At 61.2% G+C, this 20,667-nt stretch carries 17 protein-coding genes and 1 pseudogene; 6 read left to right on the top strand and 12 right to left on the bottom strand.

What is annotated here, in order from left to right; translation table 11 throughout:
• Positions 1-356 precede the first annotated feature (356 nt).
• The 5 genes from hutU (at position 357) to QLG10_RS18760 (ending at position 6,683) form a co-directional block, all read left to right on the top strand.
• Complete coding sequence (gene hutU / locus QLG10_RS18740) at positions 357-2,036, top strand: urocanate hydratase (RefSeq protein ID WP_282487810.1); 1,680 nt, start codon at positions 357-359, stop codon at positions 2,034-2,036.
• Between the two features lie 129 nt (positions 2,037-2,165).
• A complete protein-coding gene (locus QLG10_RS18745) occupies positions 2,166-3,332 on the top strand; it encodes a CoA transferase (protein ID WP_248679348.1) in 1,167 nt (388 codons plus the stop codon).
• Positions 3,322-4,464: an acyl-CoA dehydrogenase family protein gene (locus QLG10_RS18750; RefSeq protein WP_110755206.1), complete on the top strand. Its 1,143-nt coding sequence runs from the start codon at positions 3,322-3,324 to the stop codon at positions 4,462-4,464. The genes QLG10_RS18745 and QLG10_RS18750 overlap by 11 nt, the downstream gene beginning before the upstream one ends.
• A gap of 94 nt (positions 4,465-4,558) precedes the next feature.
• On the top strand, positions 4,559-5,986 hold the full coding sequence (locus tag QLG10_RS18755; protein ID WP_110755205.1) for a cytosine permease: 1,428 nt from the start codon (positions 4,559-4,561) through the stop codon (positions 5,984-5,986).
• 76 nt (positions 5,987-6,062) lie between these two features.
• The gene (locus QLG10_RS18760; protein WP_282487811.1) at positions 6,063-6,683 is read left to right on the top strand and encodes a TetR/AcrR family transcriptional regulator; all 621 of its coding nucleotides are present in this window, start codon (positions 6,063-6,065) and stop codon (positions 6,681-6,683) included.
• Positions 6,684-6,948: 265 nt separating this feature from the next.
• Here the strand turns inward: QLG10_RS18760 and QLG10_RS18765 are convergent.
• Positions 6,949-7,365 (bottom strand): annotated as a pseudogene (locus QLG10_RS18765) (hypothetical protein); the annotation flags it as partial.
• A 27-nt stretch (positions 7,366-7,392) separates the two neighbouring features.
• Between QLG10_RS18765 and QLG10_RS18770 the strand changes: the two are divergent.
• Positions 7,393-7,689 carry a hypothetical protein gene (locus QLG10_RS18770; protein WP_282487821.1) on the top strand — a complete coding sequence of 99 codons (297 nt, stop codon included), beginning with the start codon at positions 7,393-7,395 and terminating at the stop codon, positions 7,687-7,689.
• Positions 7,690-7,716: 27 nt separating this feature from the next.
• Here QLG10_RS18770 and QLG10_RS18775 read toward each other — a convergent pair whose 3' ends face one another.
• The 11 genes from QLG10_RS18775 to QLG10_RS18825 all read right to left on the bottom strand — a co-directional run bounded on the left by QLG10_RS18775 (position 7,717) and on the right by QLG10_RS18825 (position 20,635).
• The gene (locus QLG10_RS18775) at positions 7,717-8,298 is read right to left on the bottom strand and encodes a hypothetical protein (RefSeq protein ID WP_110755208.1); all 582 of its coding nucleotides are present in this window, start codon (positions 8,296-8,298) and stop codon (positions 7,717-7,719) included.
• 82 nt (positions 8,299-8,380) lie between these two features.
• Positions 8,381-9,121, bottom strand: coding sequence for a Mut7-C RNAse domain-containing protein (locus QLG10_RS18780; RefSeq protein ID WP_282487812.1), 741 nt, complete (start codon positions 9,119-9,121; stop codon positions 8,381-8,383).
• A gap of 93 nt (positions 9,122-9,214) precedes the next feature.
• A complete protein-coding gene (gene gabP / locus QLG10_RS18785) occupies positions 9,215-10,615 on the bottom strand; it encodes a GABA permease (protein WP_110755199.1) in 1,401 nt (466 codons plus the stop codon).
• A 124-nt stretch (positions 10,616-10,739) separates the two neighbouring features.
• Positions 10,740-12,413, bottom strand: coding sequence for an arylsulfatase (locus QLG10_RS18790; protein ID WP_282487813.1), 1,674 nt, complete (start codon positions 12,411-12,413; stop codon positions 10,740-10,742).
• 46 nt (positions 12,414-12,459) lie between these two features.
• Positions 12,460-13,254 carry a cyclase family protein gene (locus QLG10_RS18795; RefSeq protein ID WP_110755197.1) on the bottom strand — a complete coding sequence of 265 codons (795 nt, stop codon included), beginning with the start codon at positions 13,252-13,254 and terminating at the stop codon, positions 12,460-12,462.
• A complete protein-coding gene (locus tag QLG10_RS18800) occupies positions 13,232-14,236 on the bottom strand; it encodes an NAD-dependent epimerase/dehydratase family protein (RefSeq protein ID WP_248679366.1) in 1,005 nt (334 codons plus the stop codon). Before QLG10_RS18800 ends, QLG10_RS18795 begins: the two co-directional genes overlap by 23 nt.
• A 10-nt stretch (positions 14,237-14,246) precedes the next feature.
• Positions 14,247-15,230 (bottom strand): fumarylacetoacetate hydrolase family protein, encoded by a 984-nt coding sequence (locus tag QLG10_RS18805; RefSeq protein ID WP_282487814.1) that lies wholly within the window; start codon positions 15,228-15,230, stop codon positions 14,247-14,249.
• Entirely contained in the window at positions 15,227-15,808 is a 582-nt protein-coding gene (locus QLG10_RS18810) for a cupin domain-containing protein (protein ID WP_110755194.1), read from the bottom strand. Before QLG10_RS18810 ends, QLG10_RS18805 begins: the two co-directional genes overlap by 4 nt.
• Before the next feature lie 13 nt (positions 15,809-15,821).
• Positions 15,822-17,072: an MFS transporter gene (locus QLG10_RS18815; protein ID WP_110755193.1), complete on the bottom strand. Its 1,251-nt coding sequence runs from the start codon at positions 17,070-17,072 to the stop codon at positions 15,822-15,824.
• Positions 17,062-19,536 (bottom strand): MMPL family transporter, encoded by a 2,475-nt coding sequence (locus tag QLG10_RS18820; protein ID WP_282487815.1) that lies wholly within the window; start codon positions 19,534-19,536, stop codon positions 17,062-17,064. Before QLG10_RS18820 ends, QLG10_RS18815 begins: the two co-directional genes overlap by 11 nt.
• A 4-nt stretch (positions 19,537-19,540) precedes the next feature.
• Positions 19,541-20,635, bottom strand: a complete 1,095-nt coding sequence (locus QLG10_RS18825; RefSeq protein WP_248679372.1) for a YCF48-related protein — start codon at positions 20,633-20,635, stop codon at positions 19,541-19,543.
• Between the last annotated feature and the right edge of the window lie 32 nt (positions 20,636-20,667).

Raw genomic sequence — 20,667 nt, forward strand, 5'->3', positions numbered from 1 at the left:
CCTGTTGTTGCAGATACCCTGCCGACATTGTTACCGCCACCGCCCGGAGTGGCAAAAAGGTGACATTTAGTCGTTCCCTGCCGCACAAAAGTGTTACGCAATGCTCGTCTTCGCATCAGCTTATCGCAAAGTTGCAACAGAATTTTCTTTGAGCTTCGCATGAAGCAATTTTTCTTTGATTTCTTAAGTCATTGAATTAATTCGGATTATTTGACTTTTAAATTTTTACTCAGGTCGTAAATTCCGATTTTGGCCCCTCACTTGCATTCACTTGTACATACAGGTTGATATAAGCGCAGATAGATAAGCTAAACCGCGCCGCCAACCCGCTAACCAGTGAATGAGAGGAGATGACCATGACCGCCAAGACCACCCGCCTGCGTGACGTCGAAATCCGCGCTGCCCGCGGCAGCAAACTGACCGCCAAGAGCTGGCTGACCGAAGCGCCGCTGCGCATGCTGATGAACAACCTTGACCCGGAAGTCGCCGAGAACCCCAAGGAACTGGTGGTGTACGGCGGTATCGGTCGTGCCGCACGTAACTGGGAGTGCTACGACAAGATCGTCGAAAGCCTGACCCACCTGAACGACGACGAGACGCTGCTGGTGCAATCCGGCAAGCCGGTCGGCGTGTTCAAGACCCACGCCAATGCCCCGCGCGTCCTGATCGCCAACTCCAACCTGGTACCGCACTGGGCGAGCTGGGAGCACTTCAACGAGCTCGACGCCAAAGGCCTGGCCATGTACGGCCAGATGACCGCCGGCAGCTGGATCTACATCGGCAGCCAGGGCATCGTCCAGGGCACCTACGAAACCTTCGTTGAAGCCGGTCGCCAGCACTACAACGATGACCTCAAAGGCAAGTGGGTGCTGACCGCCGGCCTGGGCGGCATGGGTGGTGCGCAGCCTCTGGCGGCCACCCTGGCCGGCGCTTGCTCGCTGAACATCGAATGCCAGCAAAGCCGTATCGACTTCCGCCTGACCAGCCGTTATGTCGACGAGCAAGCCAAAGACCTCGACGACGCTCTGGCGCGCATCGCCAAATACACCAAGGAAGGCAAGGCGATCTCCATCGCCCTGCTGGGCAACGCCGCTGAAATCCTCCCGGAACTGGTCCGTCGCGGCGTGCGCCCGGACATGGTCACCGACCAGACCAGCGCCCACGACCCACTGAACGGCTACCTGCCGGCTGGCTGGACCTGGGAACAGTACCGCGACCGCGCCATTACCGATCCGGCCATGGTGGTCAAGGCCGCCAAACAATCGATGGCCGTGCATGTCCAGGCCATGCTGGATTTTCAAAAGCAAGGCATCCCGACCTTCGACTACGGCAACAACATCCGTCAGATGGCCCAGGAAGAAGGCGTGGAAAACGCATTCGACTTCCCGGGTTTCGTACCGGCCTACATCCGTCCGCTGTTCTGCCGTGGCATCGGCCCGTTCCGTTGGGCTGCACTGTCGGGCAACGCTGAAGACATCTACAAGACCGACGCCAAGGTAAAAGAGCTGATCCCGGACGACGCCCACCTGCACAACTGGCTGGACATGGCGCGCGAGCGCATCAGCTTCCAGGGTTTGCCGGCTCGTATCTGCTGGGTTGGCCTTGGCTTGCGCGCCAAGCTGGGCCTGGCGTTCAACGAAATGGTGCGCAGCGGTGAGCTGTCGGCGCCCATCGTGATCGGTCGCGATCACCTGGATTCCGGTTCCGTTGCCAGCCCGAACCGCGAAACCGAATCGATGCAGGACGGCTCCGACGCCGTGTCCGACTGGCCACTGCTCAACGCCCTGCTCAACACCGCGAGCGGCGCGACCTGGGTGTCCCTGCACCACGGCGGCGGCGTCGGCATGGGCTTCTCCCAGCACTCGGGCATGGTGATTGTCTGCGACGGTACTGACGAAGCGGCCGAGCGTATCGCGCGCGTTCTGCACAACGACCCGGCGACCGGCGTCATGCGTCACGCCGATGCGGGCTATCAGATCGCGATCGACTGCGCGAAGGAGCAGGGCCTGAACCTGCCGATGATTACCGGTAAATAACGCACCCCCTGTAGGAACCGGCTTGCTGCGGGCGGCGCTCCGACGAAAGCGGTTCGCCTGCCCCACCGGGGTGCCTGCATCGCCAGCAAGCCGGTTCCTACAGAAATCCCCCCATACGAGGAAACTGCCATGAGCAGCAGCCCGTTTACCCAACAACTGCAAGGCGTTCGCGTGCTGGACTTGAGCCGCGTCCTGGCCGGCCCGCACTGCACCGCGATGCTGGCGGACCTTGGCGCCGACGTGATCAAGTTCGAAGTGCCGGGACACGGCGATGACAGCCGTCACCTGGGCCCCTTCAAGGACGGCGAGAGTGTTTACTTCGGCCTGATCAATCGCGGCAAGCGCAGTGTCGAGATGGATTTCAAGTCCACCGAAGACTTGGCCCGCCTGTATGAACTGGTGCGCGACGCCGACGTCGTCGTGGAGAATTTCCGCCCCGGCGTCACCCGTCGCCTGGGCATCGATTTCGATACCCTCAAGCAATACAACCCCAGGCTGATCTACGCGAGCATCTCCGGCTTCGGCCAGCATGGTCCGCTGTCAACCAACCCGGCCTATGACATCGTCGCGCAGGCGATGTCCGGGCTGATGAGCGTCACCGGTTTTGCCGACACAGGACCGACCCGTAGCGGCGAGGCCATCGGTGACTTGTGTGCCGGGGTCTACGCCGCCTGGGCCATCAGCTCGGCGTTGTTCGCCCGCGAGCGGCACGCGCCGGGCCCGCAATACATCGACGTCGCCATGTTCGATGTGCTGTTCAGCCTGCAAATGACCGGCCTGTCCAATCTCTTTGCCAATGGCGTCGCGCCGGGCCTGGTCGGCAACCGCCATCCAGTGTCGACCCCCTTCGATACCTATCGCGCAGCGGATGGCCAGGTGGTCATTGCGGTCGCCAGCAACAAACTGTTCCAGCGCCTGTGCGAATGCATGGGCAAGCCAGAACTGGCCAGCGACCCACGCTTCGCCGATGACCCGCAACGCACGCAAAACGAGCCGGCCTTGCGCGCCGAAATCGAACACTGGACCGGCCAACTGAGTGTCGACCAGGCCTGCGACACGCTCCTCGATGCCGGCGTACCGTCCTCCCCGGTGTGGAACCTCGCCCAGGCTGCCGACAGCGAACAGGCACAGGTTCGTCAATTGCTGGTTCGCCCCGCGGGCTGCGAGCAGCCACTGGTGCCGCAACCGGTTTTCTTCAATGGCCATAAACCCCACGCCCTCACCCTCGCCCCTCGCCTGGGCGCTGACAACGCGGCATTCGGACTGAACAAACAGGAGATTTCCCATGAACTTTGAACTGGACCAGGTCGAACTGGCCGTTATCGAAACCGCTGAAAAACTGGCCCGCGAGGTGATCCAGCCGCGCGCCCAGCATTACGACGAAACCGAGACGTTCTGTGCCGAGAGCCTGCAAGCCCTGGCTGAACTGGGTGGCATGGGCATCAACCTGCCCGAAGAATATGGTGGCCTGGGCATCGGCAGTCTGGCGATGAGTCGCGTGGTCGAAGCCGTCGCCGGCGCCTGTGCCTCAACCGCGTCGGCCCTGACCGCGCACTTCCTGGCGACCGACTCGATCCTGATCGGCGGCACCGAAGCGCAAAAGCAGGAATGGCTGCCCCGCGCTGCCAGCGGCGAGTTGCTCGGGGCATTTGCCCTGACCGAACCGGCCGCGGGCTCCAACCCGGCCGACATGCGCTGCCGGGCGCAGGCTGAAAACGGCGGCTGGAGAATCCGTGGCAGCAAGCACTACATCACCAACGCCCGTGAAGCCGGTTTCATCGTGCTCTACGCCAAGACCGACGCCGACGCCGGGCACAAGGGCATCAGCGCCTTCATGATTCCCCAGGGCACTGCGGGCATCAGCTTCTCCAGCCCGGAAAAAACCATGGGCCTGCGCGGCAGCACCATCTATGAACTGTCCCTGGATTGCTGGCTGCCGGCATCGGCACTGCTGGGCAGCGAAGGCGCCGGTTTCAACACCGCCATGGCCGTACTCGACCGCGGCCGCGTCGAAGTCGCCGCCATGTCCCTGGGGGTTGCCAATGCGGCGTTGCAGGCAAGCCTTGCCTGGGTGCGCGAACGGCAGATCGGGCCCAAGCCGCTGGCGGCCTATCAAGGCACCCAATGGCGCATCGCTGACATGCATGCGCAGCTGGAAGCGGCTCGCATGCTCACCTGGAAAGCCGCCGCGCGCCGTGACAGCGGCGAACGCTTCAGCCTGGAATCGGCCACTGCCAAGTTGTTCGCCGCCGAATGCGCCGGCTTCATTACCGATGCCGCGCTGCAACTGCACGGCGGCTACGGCTACATCCGCGACCTGCCGCTGGAGCGCTATGTGCGCGACGCACGGATCCTGCGGATTTTCGAGGGCACCTCGGAAGTGCAGAAAATCATCATTTCGCGAAGCGTACTCGACGCCCAGCGCTAACCAGGCAAAAACCGGGGCCTGACTTGCAGGCCTCATCCCGAATGTCCCCACCTGAGAAGGCTGTCGTATCCCACGACACCCGAGAGGAACCGCCATGTCCGCCTCCAAAGAAAGTGCGCAGCGCAAGTCGTATATAGAACGGCGATCCATCGATTACATTCCCGAATCCGAGCGCCATGGACGGCTGCTCAGTCAGTTCACCCTGTGGTTCGGCGCCAACCTGCAAGTCACCGCCATCGTCACCGGAGCCCTGGCCGTGGTGCTGGGCGGCGATGTGTTCTGGTCGCTGATCGGCCTGCTGATCGGTCAACTGCTGGGCGGCGCGATCATGGCCTTGCACGCAGCCCAGGGCCCGCAGCTGGGCCTACCGCAAATGATCTCCAGCCGTGTGCAGTTCGGTGTCTACGGCGCCGTCATCCCCATCGTTCTGGCCTGCCTGATGTACGTGGGGTTCTCTGCCAGCGGCTCGGTGCTCGCCGGCCAGGCTATCAGCCAGTTGGTGAACGTCAGTGATGGCACCGGCATTCTCATTTTCGCGGCGATGATTGTCGTGCTGACCGTGCTGGGCTATCGCACCATCCACTGGATCGGACGGCTGTCGAGCCTGATTGGCGTGGTGTCGTTTTTCTACCTGTTCTACCGCTTGCTATCCGCCCACGACATCGGCGAACTGCTGGCCAACCGGCACTTTTCCCTGAGCAGCTTTCTGCTGGCGATCTCGCTGTCGGCCTCCTGGCAGATCGCTTTCGGCCCCTACGTCGCCGACTATTCGCGCTATCTGCCCAGAAGCACATCGGCCTTGAAAACCTTTCTCGCCGTTGGGCTGGGATCGGTCATCGGCACCCAGATCTCCATGATCTTCGGTGTGTTCGTCGCCGCGCTGGCGGGGGATCAGTTCGCCGGGCACGAGGTGTCCTACATCGTTGGCCTGGGTGCAAGTGGCTTTGTGGCGTCGCTGCTGTTTTTCAGCATCGTGTTCGGCAAGGTCACCATCACGACCCTCAACGCCTATGGCAGCTTCATGTCATTGGCCACCATCGTCAGCGGTTTTCGCGGCAACCAGGAAATTTCCAGGGTGTCGCGCCTGCTCTACATCCTGGTCATGGTCGGCGCGGCGACAGCACTGGCCTTGATGGGCCGCCACTCATTCCTGCATGACTTCTCCGCCTTCATCCTGTTCCTGCTGGCGTTTTTCACCCCCTGGAGCGCGATCAACCTGGTGGACTTCTACCTGGTGACCAAAGAGCGCTACGACATTCCGGCCCTGTCGGATCCTGATGGCCGCTACGGACGCTGGAACCTGCCCGGCATCGCGGTGTACACCCTCGGCGTGGTGATCCAGATGCCATTCATTGCCACCAGCTTCTACACCGGCCCGCTGGTCGAAACCCTCGGTGGCACTGATATCTCATGGCTGATCGGCCTGATAGTGCCCGCCTTCATCTACTACTGGGTGGCACGGGGTTCGCACCAACGCGTGCCTTCGCGGCTGATTCTTCCGCAAGAGTCCAATCCGCTCTGATCCGGATGCAGGGCGGCGCGCCAGGGCCGCCCTGCCCGTAACCCTGAACAATCACTTTTTCCCTGATGAAACCACCATGCTTGCAATCGACGCCTCCACCCATTCGCCACTCAGCGCTCGCGACCGGCTAGTTGACGCTGCAGTCGAGCTATTCGCAACACGTGGCTTCCAGGCCATTGGCTTGCGTGACCTGGCAGGCCACGTCGGGTTGCAGGCCGGGTCGCTTTACCATCACATCGACAATAAACAGGGCCTGTTGTTCGAACTCATCGAATCCGCTTTGTCCGACTTGCTGATCATCACCAGGCGTCGCATGAAAGGCGCCAAGACCCGCGCCGAACGGGTACGTCGCTTTGTCCAGGCCTTCGTAGGCTTTGCCTTGACCGAAAAGCACCGATTGATCCTGGTGACCCGCGAGGTCGTGAACCTCGACGAAGCCCACAAACACCACGTCGACAAGTTGAAGCATGCGCACCGCGCGATGTTGAGCGACATCATCGCCGATGAACACGCACGCAAAGACAAACCCCATGCCGAGACCTGCCTGATCACCCATGCAGTGATGGGTATGCTTTATGGCCAGTTGCACTGGAACGAATTGGAGATTGCTGAACGGCAGCTGACGGAACTACTCACCGGTTGCGTCCTACGCATTATCGCAAGCAGCAAGGTGGATTCTCGACAAGCAACGTATTGAGTGGCCACGATTGGGTGGAATGCTGCGTGAAAGGCAGCAATCCACCCATTCTGTTGAAAAATTCGGATTTCAGCTGGACCCAGGCTCCTCAGAGCAGGCAATCAGGGTGCAACACGGCTGAATACTGATCCTAATCAGGGGCTTCGGGAGGTTATCCAGAATACCAATGACCCGAATGCGACGTCCGTACAGTTTGGTGTGCGAACAGCACTTCGCTCACCCTGAGATTATTCAACGCATGGACAAAAACTGCTTGGCAAACGACTCAGTACGCCATGGCATGAATGGAAGGATCATTCGCTACGCGATCATTTTCTTTCTTGATGTTCACATGCATAGCTACCCGAGCCACATCCAAGGTAACGCGGGGCACTTGGTAGGTTCCTCTACCCTCCATCCAGCTAAGCACCTCGGCTAGATGCCAAATGGCGGAGCTACCTTCATGCACTGGAGTCGGGAAGTTTGGATAGTTAATCACCAGCTTGCGCATGTTTTGGCGAGTAACACCCATCACCTCAGCCACATCGGTAAGGCCTACAAGATCGGGTGTCGCTTCAATCAACCTAGCTTCGGGCACCGCACGACGTACATCTGCCAGTGCACTTTCCACTGCTTCTCTCGCGGTAGCAGATTCGCGTACAAATTCGAGACCGAGGCGTCCAGGCTGGCCTACGCCCACCAACAACCGCCGCCTGTACCCGCCTCCGCCGTGACGCTCAATGATGAGCAGATCCACAGCACGATGATGGGCAAGAAGTTGTATGGGACCACTCGGCAAGGCAATCATCCGTATTCGATCAGTTTTTTTCCTGATGGAACAGACGTATTCGAGATGGCGCCAAACCCACCGGAGAAAGAACGCTGGACGCTCAACAAAGGGGTTGTTTGCATCATTCCCAAGAACTACCCCACGGAATGCAGCAAGGTGAAGGTGGCTGATAATGAGTACTGGTTTGTCGATCCGAAAAGCGGGAAAGTCAATGCGCACTTAAAGCTCAAGCCATGATTCGAGGCTTGCAGCGGGGCCGCCGAACTACGTCAGCTCAAAGCGCTCTAACGCGTAATCCTTGCCGGCCAGGGTCAGTTCAAAAATGGTGGAGCCGAACGTCCCCCTTGTGACTTTTTGCCTCACAAGACGTTTGGCCTGGAGTTGCTTCAGACCGGTTTCAACTTCCAACGTGCTGAGGGAGACCAGCTTGCAAATCGAGTCCAGATTTGCAACTTTCCTGAAGTTTGCATGATAGGCCAGCGCTTCCATCAACAGCGTCTGGTTTTCCGTCAGCCGTGGAAACTGCGGGTTGTTCTTTTTGTAAATTTTTCGCTCTATCTCGTGTAACTCGCCGTCCGTTCCTTCGGTGATGCGGGCGTAGAAAATCGCTACGGACAGCATGGCGATTAAAATCGCGATAATCATCAGCAGCGACCAATTCGGCATTGGCGTTTCCAGCAATAGCCAATCCCGGAAAAATAGCAGCCAGCCCGTGATCACAGCCAGCAACGTCAGGTCGAAGTAAGTGTCGAGCAGTGTCATGGCAGCCCCAGCGACAAGCAAAATTCCAGCCGGATAGGCCATGGCCTTGAACATGAACGGGGAGTGCTTGCCTTGTGCTGCCATGCTACTCGTCTCGAGTATGGGAACAGATGTCATCAGCATAGCAGTGGAAAAGTGCCTCTTGCAGGAGAGCTGCAAAGATCAGCTACCGATCCAGCAAAGGTGCCAGCAGTGCGCACATGCCGCGCCAGTGCGAACCCTCCCAGTAAATTCGTTGGCAGCCGTCGCAGCGCAGGAAGTGCGAATAGAGGGCGCCAACCCGTGGCGGCACCTGCAAACGGGCGAGTTCCGCGCTGATCTCGTGCAGCGGCAGGTTGCAATGAAGGCACAGGCTGAATGGCCGCGCGCTACGCGCCAGGTCCAGGCGCTCGTATATTTCACGCAGCTGCAGCGAGGGTTTAAGGGCATGCACGTAGCAGCCATGGCTGATGATCCGCCGCTTGAGCAGTTCGCGGTCGCGGGTCAGCACGATGCGCCCTTGGGTTGCTGCGATCTCGGCGATCTCGCCATCCTCAAAGCCATTGTCGTAGAGCGTGTCGAAACCGCTCATGCGCAACAGGCTGGCCAGCCCACCCAGGTGCGCATCGGCGATGAAGCGCAGCACCCGTAAAGGTTGCGCACGCACCTTCAGCAGCGGGCTGATGTCCAGCGCTTCGAACTTGGGATACACCGCCAGCCGGTCACCATCGATGATCACCCGATCCAGGCCCACCGACTCACCGTTGAGCAGCACCAGCTCAACCTCCGTGTGCGGGATCCCGAGCGCCTCGATCATGTGCTTGACCGTCGCCCCTCGTGCGCACTCGCAGGTGAATGACTGCAGCCGCCGCTCGGCCGGCAGGAAATCGTTGAGCTCCTCATAGAAGCGGAAATTTGCACGGGTCATGCTTTACAGTATGGCAGGGCTGCAGGATGCGCGAGTCGGGTTTGAGCATCTGCAGTGCCAGGCTCAATCAGCTGGCCTGCGCTACCCGGCCAGCTATCCCACCGACGTCGCCCTTGCAGCCCGCGCCGGCTCACGGGATGTCACCAGGCCGATGAAGGAAATCGCCAACGCCAGGCCGATGGTCGTGCTCACTTCGGTGCGGTGTTCGGGCGTGATCATCATCACCGCCAGCGCCGCGCAGATGAACAGGATGACCAGCCAGGTGAGCCACGGGAACAACCACATGCGAAAGGCCAGCTCGACCTTCTGCCGGCGCAACATGCGCCGCATGCGCAATTGCGACACGGCAATCGCCAGGTACACCAGCAAGGCGATGGCGCCGGAACTGGCGAGCAGGAACTCGAACAGGCCGGCGGGCATGAAGTAGCTCCAGACAGTGATCGCGGCGCCCAGCACCGTGCTGGCGATGACGGCGGCCCGCGGCACGCCTTCGGAGGAGGTCGCCTTCAGCGCCTTCGGTGCGTCGCCACGACGGCCCAGCGAGTACAGCATGCGCGAGGCAATGTAGATCGAGGAGTTCATGCAACTGGCCACGGCGATCAGTACCACCACGTCCACCATGAACTTGGCATGGGGAATGTTCATCAGCTCAAGCGCGCGCTGGTAGGAACCCACGGAAGCCAACAGCGGATCATTCCAGGGCACCACGGAGATCACCACGAAAATCGACAACAGGTAGAACACCCCGATGCGCCAGATCACCGAGCGCGTGGCCTTGGCAATGTTTTGCGCGGGGTTATTCGATTCGGCAGCGGCGATGGTGACCGCTTCCGTACCGATGAAGCTGAACATGATGGTGATGAAAGCGCCGACCACCGCGGACAAGCCGTTGGGGGCAAAGCCGCCGTGCTGGGCCATCAGGCCGCTCAAGCCGCTGACTTCGCGATCGGGAACCCAGCCCATCAGCACGGCAAAACCCACTCCGATGAAACCGATGATCGCCACGACCTTGGCCATGGCGAACCAGAATTCAAACTCCCCGTACTTGGACACACTGAACAGATTGGTCACCACCAGGGCAATGATCGAACCCAGGGCGAACAGCCAGGCATCGACCTGGGGAAACCACTGGTGCAGCACATGGCCGGCTGCCAGCGCTTCGATGGGAATCACCAGGACCCAGAACCACCAATAAAGCCAACCGATGGTAAACCCGGCCCAGCGCCCGATGGCCTGGTCGGCATAGGTAGAGAACGATCCGGTATCGGGGTTGGCCACCGCCATTTCCCCGAGCATGCGCATGACCAGCACGACCAGCAGGCCGGAGAACAGATAGGCCAGCAAGACGGCCGGGCCAGCCGCGGCAATGGCATGCCCCGACCCGACGAACAGGCCGGCACCAATGATGCCGGCGATGGAAAGCATGGTGACGTGACGAGGCTTGAAGCCCTGCGCCAATTGGCCGTTCGAATCCTTGAAACTGGGGCTTGTCATTGTGGGCACCGCGGCAAAAGATGCGCCACCTTACCCGGCTTTTCCGCCAAATCAATTACCTGATCACGCCACCTCCGTACCTGATATCGACACGAGGCCCGTGTCCGGTCGCAAGCAGAACTGATCAGTCATCAACGGCTGGTCCCTTGTCTTCGGCCACAGTCATGGTGTGGGGAAACACCACGCCCACCCGCCCGGCATACTTCATCCAGGCCGCCTTGAGCCGTTGCACCGTCTCGGGTTGGGCGGCAGCCAGGTCGGTGGTTTCGCCGCGGTCCTGCGCCAGATCGAACAATTGCCATTGCGGCGGCTGGGCGTTATCGCCAAACCCGCCCTGTGGGCGCATGCCAAGCAGCTTCAGGTTTCCCTCGCGGTAATAGGCATTGCCGAACAGCTCTCCGGCCAGGCTGTCGTCAATGTGCGGGCTGCCTTTACCGGCGAGCATCGCTAGCATGGATTTGCCGGTAATCGGATGTTTACCCGCGTCCGTTGGTGCTTCGATACCCGCCAGTTCGAGAAAGGTCGGCGCCAGATCATCTACCCGCGCAACGCCGCGCTCCACACCCTGGCGACGCAATGCCTTGGGCAACTGGACGATCGCCGGCACGCTGATGCCGCCTTCTGCGGTGGAGCCTTTGAACAGGTGGAAGGGAGCCGCGCTGACCTCGGCCCAGCGCAGGCCATAGTCGATCTGTGATCCCTTCTGCCCGAGGTTGGCATAGCTATTGTCGGTGCGCGCGCCGGGTGGATAGAACTGGGCGTGGTTCTCCCCCGCCGCCCCGTTATCCGACATGAACACGATCAGGGTGTTGTCGTATTGGCCACTCTGGCGCAGGTAATCGATCAGGCGGCCGATGTTGTGGTCGAGGTTATCGACCATGGCAGCGTAGATTTCCATCTTCCGCGCCTCGACCTGTTGCTGCTCAGGGCTCAATTGCTCCCAGCCCGGCAGCTTGGGATTCACCGGCAACGGTTTCGCCGGCTGGGCGTCGCCCGCCATCAAGCCCAGCTTTTTCATCCGCTCGATACGCGCCAACCGTACGCTGTCATAGCCCTGATCGAACCGCCCCTTGTACTTGTCCAGGTACTCCTTGGGCGCTTGCAGCGGCCAGTGCGGCGAGGTGAAGGCCGCGTAGGCGAAAAACGGCTTGCTGTCTTTCTGGGTGTTTTGCAGGTAGCCGATCAGCTTGTCAGTGTAGAAGTCCGAGGAATAGAAATTCTCCGGCAACTCCACGGCCTTGCCGTTTTCGCGGTAGTGCACTTGCTCGATTTTTGTCGGGTCGATGCTGGAGGGTTTGAAGTGCGATGCACCGCCCTCCAGCAAAGTGAAAGACTGCTCGAATCCTCGTTGATCAGGTCCTTGATCCGCCTCCAGCCCCAGGTGCCATTTGCCGACCATCAGGGTGCTGTAGCCGCCCTGTTGCAGCAGTTCGGCAATCGAGTAAGAACGCTGGTTCAGATACCCCTCGTAACCCGGCTTGCCCCGTTGAAACGGTTGCAAGGCTTCAGCCATGGTGCCGAGCCCGGCGAGGTGATTGTCGGTGCCGGACATCAGCATCGAGCGGGTGATCGAACAGGTCGGCGCAGCGTACAGGTTGGTGAACTGCAGGCCATCCCTGGCGAGTTGATCCAGGGTTGGCGTACTGATTTCGCCGCCATAGCTGCCCAGGTCGGAATAGCCCAGGTCATCAGCCACGATCAGCAGGATGTTAGGCTGCACGGAGCCTGAGCTGGCCGCCATGGCCAGGCTGCTACCCAGCGCCAGCACGGCCGTCAGAAAGGTGTGAGGCAGACGCATGTGTTCTCTCTTATTGTGGTTGATCGAGGGTTGTTCGGTGCCTGGCTTACGCTTCAAATATCGCCACCGCGCGAACAAACCCCGCCGATGCGTGCTTGATCTTGTAGGGAAAACACGACACCGTGAACCCACTGGCCGGCAGGGATTGCAGATTGGCGAGCTTTTCCATTTGCCCATAGCCGATATCGCGTCCGGCCTTGTGCCCCTCCCAAATGATCGAGGCATCGCCGTCGGCTGCAAAACGCTCCCGGGTGTACTTGAACGGTGCGTCCCAACTCCAGGCATCGGTGCCGACCACCCGCACCCCACGCTCCAACAGATACAAGGTGGCTTCACGACCGATTCCGACACCGGCATCCAGATACCCCGGTTGACCGAATAACGCCCCGGCACGGGTGTTGACCAGCACGATATCCAGTGGCTGCAATTGATGGCCAATTCGCCCCAGCTCGGCTTCGATCTCGTCGGCCGTCACCACATGACCGTCCGCCATGTGCCGAAAGTCCAGCTTCACTCCCGGTTGCAGGCACCAATCCAGCGGTAACTCATCGATGCCGAACGCCGGCTGACCGCCATCGGTGGTCGAGGCGTAATGCCAGGGCGCATCCATGTGCGTGCCGCTGTGGGTGGTGATGTGCAGTCGCTCGGCCGCCCAGGATTCGTTGCCGGGCATCTGCTCGAGCTGCAGCCCGGGGAACATCGCGGCCATTTCCGGCCAGCCTTGTTGGTGATCCATGTAATCGATCTTCGGCAACAACGGTGGCGGATCGGTATAGGGGTTGTTGTCGAGGGTGACCGAGAGGTCGACGAGACGACGCTTAGGCTTGTTTGGCTGTGACATGAAGGGTCTCTCCGGTCAGGGGCAAGTGTCGGGGGGCGGCGGGATAAAGGGAGTTGCGGACCAGCGCGGCAGCATTACGGTCATGGCTGAAACCGGCGGCCCGGGCCTGCGGGGTTTTCAGGGGCGGCATTCGGCCGAACAACGCTTGCAGGGCGGCGTCGGGCGCATAGCTGATCAGCTTGCGGCGCTCCTGCCCATAGCGCTCGGCCAGTGCGTCGACCACTTGGCTGATGGACAGATGCAGAACCGGCAACTGCCACACCCGTTGCGCGCCCAACGCGGCGCCATCGAGCTCTGCAGCGTGGATCAGGTTGTTCACACAGCAGCGCGCCGACATCCACCAGGCTGTCGCCTCTGGCGAGACCGGGCAGCGATAGGATTCGCCTTCGGCAAAGGCCCGCATCAAGTCGCTCATAAATGCCGAACGCAAGCCATTGGGCTCGCGGGGCCGGGCGACAATGCCCGGCAGGCGCAACACGCGACCATCCACGTCGCCGCGCCGGGCAAGGTCGCTCACGGCGCTTTCCACCATGGCCTTGTGCGTGCCATAGGACAGTTGGGGGTGCAACTCGGCAGCCTCGTTCATCCGTTCCGGCAAATCACCGCCATACACTGCGACGCTGCTGGCATACACCAGGACCGGCGGCTGGGTTTTGTTGCGCAGCTGGTTGAGCAATTCCAGGCTGGCCATCAGGTTTACCTGGTAACCGAGTTCATACTGCTCTTCTGCCGCACCCCCGGGAATGCTGACCAGATGGAACACCACGTCGATGCCGTCGGCCAACACCCGGCGCATCAAGGCCGGATCGGTCACGCTGCCGAAATGACGACGCAGGCGAGCGTCTTCCGGCAAGCCCTGCAAGTCCCTGTCCAGCACCAGCAACGAGCCAATGCGCTGGCCGCGCAAGCTGCCCCGCGCCAGCAGGCAGCGCACCAGCTCTCGTCCGACAAAACCATTGGCACCGGTAATCAACACACGCATAAGCCGCTCCTCAGCCTTGGGCCTGGACCACGCATTGATCGATGCCGCCGAACAGCGACTGGCCGTCGCTATCCAGGACATCCATGCGCACGCGGTCGCCAAAGCGCATGAAGCCCGTCTGTGCGGCACCGTGCTCGATCATTTCAATGGCGCGACGCTCGGCAATGCAGGCCGAACCCGCACTGCGCTCGGCATTCGAGACCGTACCGGAGCCGATCAGCGTGCCCGCGCGCAGCCGGCGAGTCAGCGCCGCATGGGCGATCAACTGGCCGAAGCTGAAGTTCATCTGCCCGCCGTTCGGATGACCGAACCATTGGCCATTCCAGTGCACCTGCAACGGCAAGTGCACTCGCCCATCGCGCCAGGCATCACCCAGCTCGTCCGGGGTGATGGCCAGCGCAGCGAAGCTGGACGAGGGCTTGGCCTGCAAGAACCCGAAGCCGGTACGCATTTCCCGCGGGGCCAGGGCGCGCAAACTGACGTCGTTGATTTGCAGAATCAACTTGATGTGCCGCAGCGCCCTTTGTGCGTCGCAACCCATTGGCACGTCATCCACCAGGACCACGAACTCGCCTTCGAAATCGATGCCCTGGCTCTCGCTCGGCAGCGCGATATCGTCGCGCGGACCAATGAAATCGTCGCCGGCCCCCTGGTACATCAGCGGCGTGTGTTCGACGCCGTCGATGGGATCTAGGTTGAACGCTTTCTGCATCAGCGCACCGTGACTGAGGAAGGCCGAGCCGTCGCACCACTGATAGGCACGCGGCAAGGGCGCCATGGCCTGGCTTGGGTCGAAGGCAAAGGCATCCGCCGCTTCGCCGGCATTCAATTGACGGTACAGCACCTGCAAACGCGGCTCGCTGCTGCTCCAGTTTTCTATGGCGTGCTGCAAGGTCGGCGCCACGCAGCTGGCGTCCAGTGCCCAGGCGAGGTCTTGCGAGATCACGACGAGCTGACCGTCGCGGCTGGCGTTTTTCAGGGTGGCGAGTTTCATACCGATGCTCCTTGCTCAGGGTTCAACTCTGCGGCGAAGCGCCCGTCGAGAAGAATGAAGACCATACGTGCCATCGCTTCGGTGCGGTTGCTCCAGGCGTGGTTGGTGCCGCGCTGCACCACGACGTCGCCGCGCTTGAGGTGCACCTCCTCCTGATCCAGTACCAGCCACACTTCCCCCTCGGTGACGATGCCGTAGTCGAGCGTCTCGGTGCGGTGCATCAATTTGTGCCGGGAGTCGGCTTTGCCGGTGCCGGCGTGGGATTGGCCAATTTCGGCGAACGCTGCCGCGGCCTCTTCAGCGCTGACCTGGTTCTGCACGCTGTCTGGTGGAATATCCACCACCCGAATCACGCTGCCCTGTGGTCCGGGGCTCAGTTGCAACGGTTTGCTGCTGGGATCGTTGGCGTTGTCCAGCAACGCCGGGCTGGCGCTGCTGTTCCACAGTTCATGAAACACCGTGCCCGGCACGGACGACAGCGGGAACACGTTCGGCGTCGGCCCATTGCTGGCGACGATCGCCTGGCCATGTTGATCGTGACCGGTAACCACTCGTTTGAATTCAGGAAGCGCTTGCATGGAATATCCTCGTTCAGTTTCCGTCGCCGATGGTGGTGCCACCGGCAACAACATTCGCATGAGGTGACAGGCCACCGAGCCGGGGCACGGCCAGACAAAACGCCGCCACCAACAGTTGCAGCCCTCCGACGATGGCCAACGCATGCGGTAGCGCGGTGACGACGCCAGCGGTCAGGCCGAGAACCACCAGGGGGCTGATAAATTCGCCGGCAAAGATGGCCGCGGTAAAACACCCCGCCGCCCGCCCGCGTTGATGGAAATTGACTTGCGCCATGATCCAGGTGATCAGCGTGGGCAGCATCAAGCCGATGCCCAGGCCGTTGATCGTCACGGCAACCACGACCTGCACATGGGTCAAGGCGTCAGCCATCAACAGCCCGCCGATGCCCGCCAGTACGAAGGCGATCAACAGCATGTGTTGCCCCCGCATCCCGCTGAACAAACGGAAGCTCAACGCCCCGATGAGCACGCCCAGTTGATTGGCGCCCATGGTCATGCCGATCTGTTGCGGGGCATCCACGTGCAGCAGGTTGAGCAGGTAGCCGGCCTGTACCGGCACGATAAACAGGCTCATGCCCGCCAACAGCGACAACACATACATGGGCATAAGGGCGCGCCATGGAAATTTGCCTGCCGGCACCGGCGGCGTTGCTCGCTCTGGCTGCGTGCGAGGCAGCGGCTCCCACAGTTTCCAGGCCATCAGAGGCAGGAAAACCAGGCCTACGGCGTACAAGCCAAACGGGGTACGCCAGTCGTTTTGTCCGAGAAAGCCACCCAGCGCGATGAACACCGCCGCCGACAACGACGTGGCGACCATCTGCAAGGCAAACAATCGCTCACGCCTGGCACCGCTGTAGTAGTCGCCCATCAATGTGGTGCAGCAGGTCATGATCCCCGCCTCGGCCAATCCGATGCCCGCACGACTGAGCACGATTGCCGCAAGTGAGTCGAGCCAGAGCGGCAGCACGCCGCAGAGCACGTACAACAACATGCAGGCCAGCAACAATGGCTTGCGCCCCAGGCGATCGGCGATCAGACCGGCGAACGGCGCCAGCAAGGCGATCATCAAAGCCGGCAAGGTCAACACCACAGGCACCAGCACGGCGCTGCCGGGCACGTCGGCAAAATGCGCCTGCATCCGTGGTAATACCGGGGCCAGCAACACCGCGCCCAGCACCGGCAAACAGCTACCCAGCAGCAACAACAGCGATTGCGCCAAGCCGGCTTGTCGGCTGGCGTTTTCTACGGGGGAATTAGCGACCATGGCAGAGCTCCTTGATTCGCAGCTGATGAACGTCGGCAATAACCGCCGACTCAGACCCCGCCACGTTGGCTGACGTCATTGGCACAACGGCACCCTGTGCCTCGCTGCGTGCGGGTAACAGGAAGTACGCCAGCGCCGGCAGCAACACCAAGGCACCGACCATGTTCCAGACGAACATGAACGCCAGCAGCACGCCCATGTCGGCCTGGAACTTGATCGGTGAAAACGTCCAGGTCGCGACGCCAATGGCCAGGGTGATACCGGTCAGCATCACCACCTTGCCGGTAGAAACCAGCGCGCGGTAATAGGCTTCGGACAGGCTTGCCCCCTGGCGCAGATGACCCAGGAGGATGCTCATCACGTACAACGCATAGTCGACACCGATGCCCACGCCCAAGGCGATGACCGGCAGCGTGGCGACTTTCACGCCGATGTTCAGCCAGACCATCAAGGCTTCGCAGAGGATCGACGTCAGCATCAAGGGAATCACCGCGCACAGCGTGGCGCGCCAGGAGCGGAAGGTGATCAGGCACAGCACAATGACCGCGCCGTAGACCCAGACCAGCATCTCGCGGTTGGCTTGCTTGACCACGATGTTGGTCGCCGCTTCGATGCCGGCATTACCGGCGGCCAGAAGGAATTGCACCTCGTCGGTGTTATTTGCCGCGGCGAATTTTTCCACGTGTTCGACCAGGCGCGTCAGCGTTTCGGCCTTGTGGTCGGTGAGGTAGGCATACAGGGTCAACAGGCTGCAGTCTTCGTTGTACAACCCGCGCGGCGCGCTGGCGGTGATCATGTTGAGCATTGCCTGGTTGTTCTGCAGCTCATACCACTTCGGATTGCCTTCACTGAGGCCGACCAGCATGCGCCGGTTCAACAGCGCCAGGGAATTGGTCGAATCCACGCCCGGCAAGGCACGCAGTTGCCAGTCCAGGGCATCGACCTTGGCGAGGATGTCGTAGCGCGCACAACTGCTGGGCGGGGTTTTCACCATCACCGCAAACAGGTCGCTGCTGGCGCCGTAATGACGGGTCAGAAAGGCATCGTCCTGGTTGTAGCGCGAATCTGCACGGAGCTCCGGCGCACCGGCGTCGAGGTCGCCAATTTTCAGTTGCAGGCTGACCAGAAAACCCACCGCCGCCAGCGCGAGGCTGATGGCAATGCACAGGCTGGCCCAGCGCCGATGGGTGAACAGGTCCAGAAAACGCCAGAAGGCATGGCGCGTCTGCCCGGTTTGCTCGGCCTGTTCGCTCTTGAGGCTCAGTTGTGCCGCGCGCGGGGTGACACCGACATACGAGAGCAACACCGGCAGCAGGATCAGGTTGGTGAAGATCAACACCGCCACGCCGATGCTGGCGATCACCGCCAGGTCCTGAATAACCTGGATCTTGATCAGCATCAGCACCGCGAAACCCACGGCATCGCACAGTAGCGCCGTCAGCCCGGCGAGAAACAATCGGCGAAAGGTAAAGCGCGCGGCCACGACCCGGTGCATGCCGCGACCGATGTCCTGCATGATGCCGTTCATCTTCTGCGCGCCGTGGCTCATGCCGATGGCAAAAACCAGGAATGGCACCAGCACCGAATACGGGTCCAGTTGGTAGTCCAGCAAGGGCAGCAAACCGAGCTGCCAGACCACCGCCACCAGCGAGCACAGCACCACCAGTACGGTGCTGCGCAGGCAACGGGTGTACCAGAAAAGCACAGCGGTGGTGATCAGGATCGCGACGGCAAAAAACAACAGGATCTGCTTCAGGCCGGCAATCAGGTCACCGACCTTTTTCGCGAACCCGGTGATGTGAATGTCGATGTTGGCGCTTTGATACGTGCTACGCAGTGCCTCCAGTTGCTCGGACAACTCCGCGTAGTCAAGCGGTTTGCCGTCGGCGGTGGAGGCCAGCAAAGGCACGTAGATGATGCTCGAGGTCTGGTCGAACGCCACCAACTGCCCGATTTCATTGGAGCGCTGGACATTGCGCCGCAGCGCTTCGAGGTTGGCGGCGGTGCCGCTGTAGTCATCCGGTATCACCGGGCCGCCATCGAGGCCGTCTTCGGTCACGGCGACCCAGCGCGTGGCGGGTGTCCAGAGCGACTTCATGTAGGCCCGGTCGACACCCGGCGTCAGATAGAGTTTGTCACTCATGGCTTGCAGGGTTTTCAGGTACTCGGCGTCATAGATATCGCCATGTCGGTTGGCGACCACAATGCGCAGGGCATTGCCCAGGCCGGTGAGCTGTTTCTGGTGCTCAAGGTAGTTGGCGATGTAGGGCTGCTGGGTAGGGATCATCTTTTCGAAGCTGGCATTGAGCTCGATACGGGTGGCTTGATACCCAAGCACCAGGGTGGTCAACACACACACCAACAACACCCACAGGCGGTGGTTGAACAATGTGCGTTCCACCACTGAACCGGAGCGCGGATCGAAATTCGCCAGGCTTGCCGTGGCGTTGTCGAGAGACTTCATAACCTCACTCCGAAGCGGTAGCGATTGACGGCGACAGGCGCGTCAACCCAGTAAAACCAGCCAGCGTCACGCTGCCGTCAGCGGCCTCGATGACACTGGCAACGGGCTTGCCGAGCGGTTTGCCATAAGGCTTGAGCAATGCGCCGGGCTGGTTGTTGGTGCGAAACAAGGCGCCACTCTGATTGACCAGCAGTAGCTGGCCGTCAGCGGTGCGAACTGCGTCACTGAAAGACACCGGCATCGACACCGGGGCAGGCTGGAAACTTTCGCCCAGGTCACGGGAGGTAAAAGCATTGCCCTTCAAACCTGCCACCAGCAACACGCCGTCGTCGCGCATCTGCAGGGTGAAGAAGCTCCCCCCGTAAGGGCTTTGCAGCTGGGTGAATGACAGGCCGGCATCATCCGAACGAGCGAGATAACCCTGCTCGCCCGCCAGGAACCAGTGCTCGCCCTGTTGAACGATGGAAGACAAGTGCGCGCCCATCGGGTTATCTATTTGCCCCATGATGGAATGCCAGGTGGTGCCGCCATCGTCGGTGCGAAAGGCCAGGCCGTACGCGCCGACGATCAGGCCGTGCCGGGCATCGACGAATTGCAGGGCGAGAAACGGTTTGTCGGCTCCTTCGGCACCAAGTCGTTCGGCCGTTTGCACACGTGCCGCGGCGGCATCCGGATCGCTCGCAGAAGACAGTTGAGCAGTGGCGCCTACCAGCTCTAGCTGTGCGGCACGCACGCCGTCCATTTGCACAACCCAGTGTTCCCCACCGTCACGGGAAGCCAGCACGACACCGGCATGCCCCACGGCCCAGCCGGTATTGGCGTCGACAAACTGCACGGCCGTCAGACTGACCGAAACCGGCACGTCGGCTTGCCGCCAGTTGACGCCGTTGTCATCGGAAAGCAGCACGATGCCCCGCTCCCCCACCGCCACCAACCGCGCCCCTGCACGAGCCAGGTCCAGCAGCACCGCGGATTTCGCTTGCGGCGCCTGCATCGCCGGGGTGTTCAGTGCGTCGCCCACCGCCTCGGCGTGCGCCAGGCTAAACGGCATCGCCATAAGCCACACCAGCCGAACAATCACCTGACAGAATCTGTTCATACCGACCTCGAAATACCGTTTGAAACCGGATC

Source organism: Pseudomonas sp. V98_8 (genome assembly GCF_029967975.1).
Lineage (GTDB): Bacteria > Pseudomonadota > Gammaproteobacteria > Pseudomonadales > Pseudomonadaceae > Aquipseudomonas > Aquipseudomonas umsongensis.

Coding starts and splice junctions, on each gene's coding strand:
- hutU (WP_282487810.1), top strand. CDS start 357: ATGACCGCCAAGACCACCCGCCTGCGTGACGTCGAAATCCGCGCTGCC.
- QLG10_RS18745 (WP_248679348.1), top strand. CDS start 2,166: ATGAGCAGCAGCCCGTTTACCCAACAACTGCAAGGCGTTCGCGTGCTG.
- QLG10_RS18750 (WP_110755206.1), top strand. CDS start 3,322: ATGAACTTTGAACTGGACCAGGTCGAACTGGCCGTTATCGAAACCGCT.
- QLG10_RS18755 (WP_110755205.1), top strand. CDS start 4,559: ATGTCCGCCTCCAAAGAAAGTGCGCAGCGCAAGTCGTATATAGAACGG.
- QLG10_RS18760 (WP_282487811.1), top strand. CDS start 6,063: ATGCTTGCAATCGACGCCTCCACCCATTCGCCACTCAGCGCTCGCGAC.
- QLG10_RS18775 (WP_110755208.1), bottom strand. CDS start 8,298: ATGGCAGCACAAGGCAAGCACTCCCCGTTCATGTTCAAGGCCATGGCC.
- QLG10_RS18780 (WP_282487812.1), bottom strand. CDS start 9,121: ATGACCCGTGCAAATTTCCGCTTCTATGAGGAGCTCAACGATTTCCTG.
- gabP (WP_110755199.1), bottom strand. CDS start 10,615: ATGACAAGCCCCAGTTTCAAGGATTCGAACGGCCAATTGGCGCAGGGC.
- QLG10_RS18790 (WP_282487813.1), bottom strand. CDS start 12,413: ATGCGTCTGCCTCACACCTTTCTGACGGCCGTGCTGGCGCTGGGTAGC.
- QLG10_RS18795 (WP_110755197.1), bottom strand. CDS start 13,254: ATGTCACAGCCAAACAAGCCTAAGCGTCGTCTCGTCGACCTCTCGGTC.
- QLG10_RS18800 (WP_248679366.1), bottom strand. CDS start 14,236: ATGCGTGTGTTGATTACCGGTGCCAATGGTTTTGTCGGACGAGAGCTG.
- QLG10_RS18805 (WP_282487814.1), bottom strand. CDS start 15,230: ATGAAACTCGCCACCCTGAAAAACGCCAGCCGCGACGGTCAGCTCGTC.
- QLG10_RS18810 (WP_110755194.1), bottom strand. CDS start 15,808: ATGCAAGCGCTTCCTGAATTCAAACGAGTGGTTACCGGTCACGATCAA.
- QLG10_RS18815 (WP_110755193.1), bottom strand. CDS start 17,072: ATGGTCGCTAATTCCCCCGTAGAAAACGCCAGCCGACAAGCCGGCTTG.
- QLG10_RS18820 (WP_282487815.1), bottom strand. CDS start 19,536: ATGAAGTCTCTCGACAACGCCACGGCAAGCCTGGCGAATTTCGATCCG.
- QLG10_RS18825 (WP_248679372.1), bottom strand. CDS start 20,635: ATGAACAGATTCTGTCAGGTGATTGTTCGGCTGGTGTGGCTTATGGCG.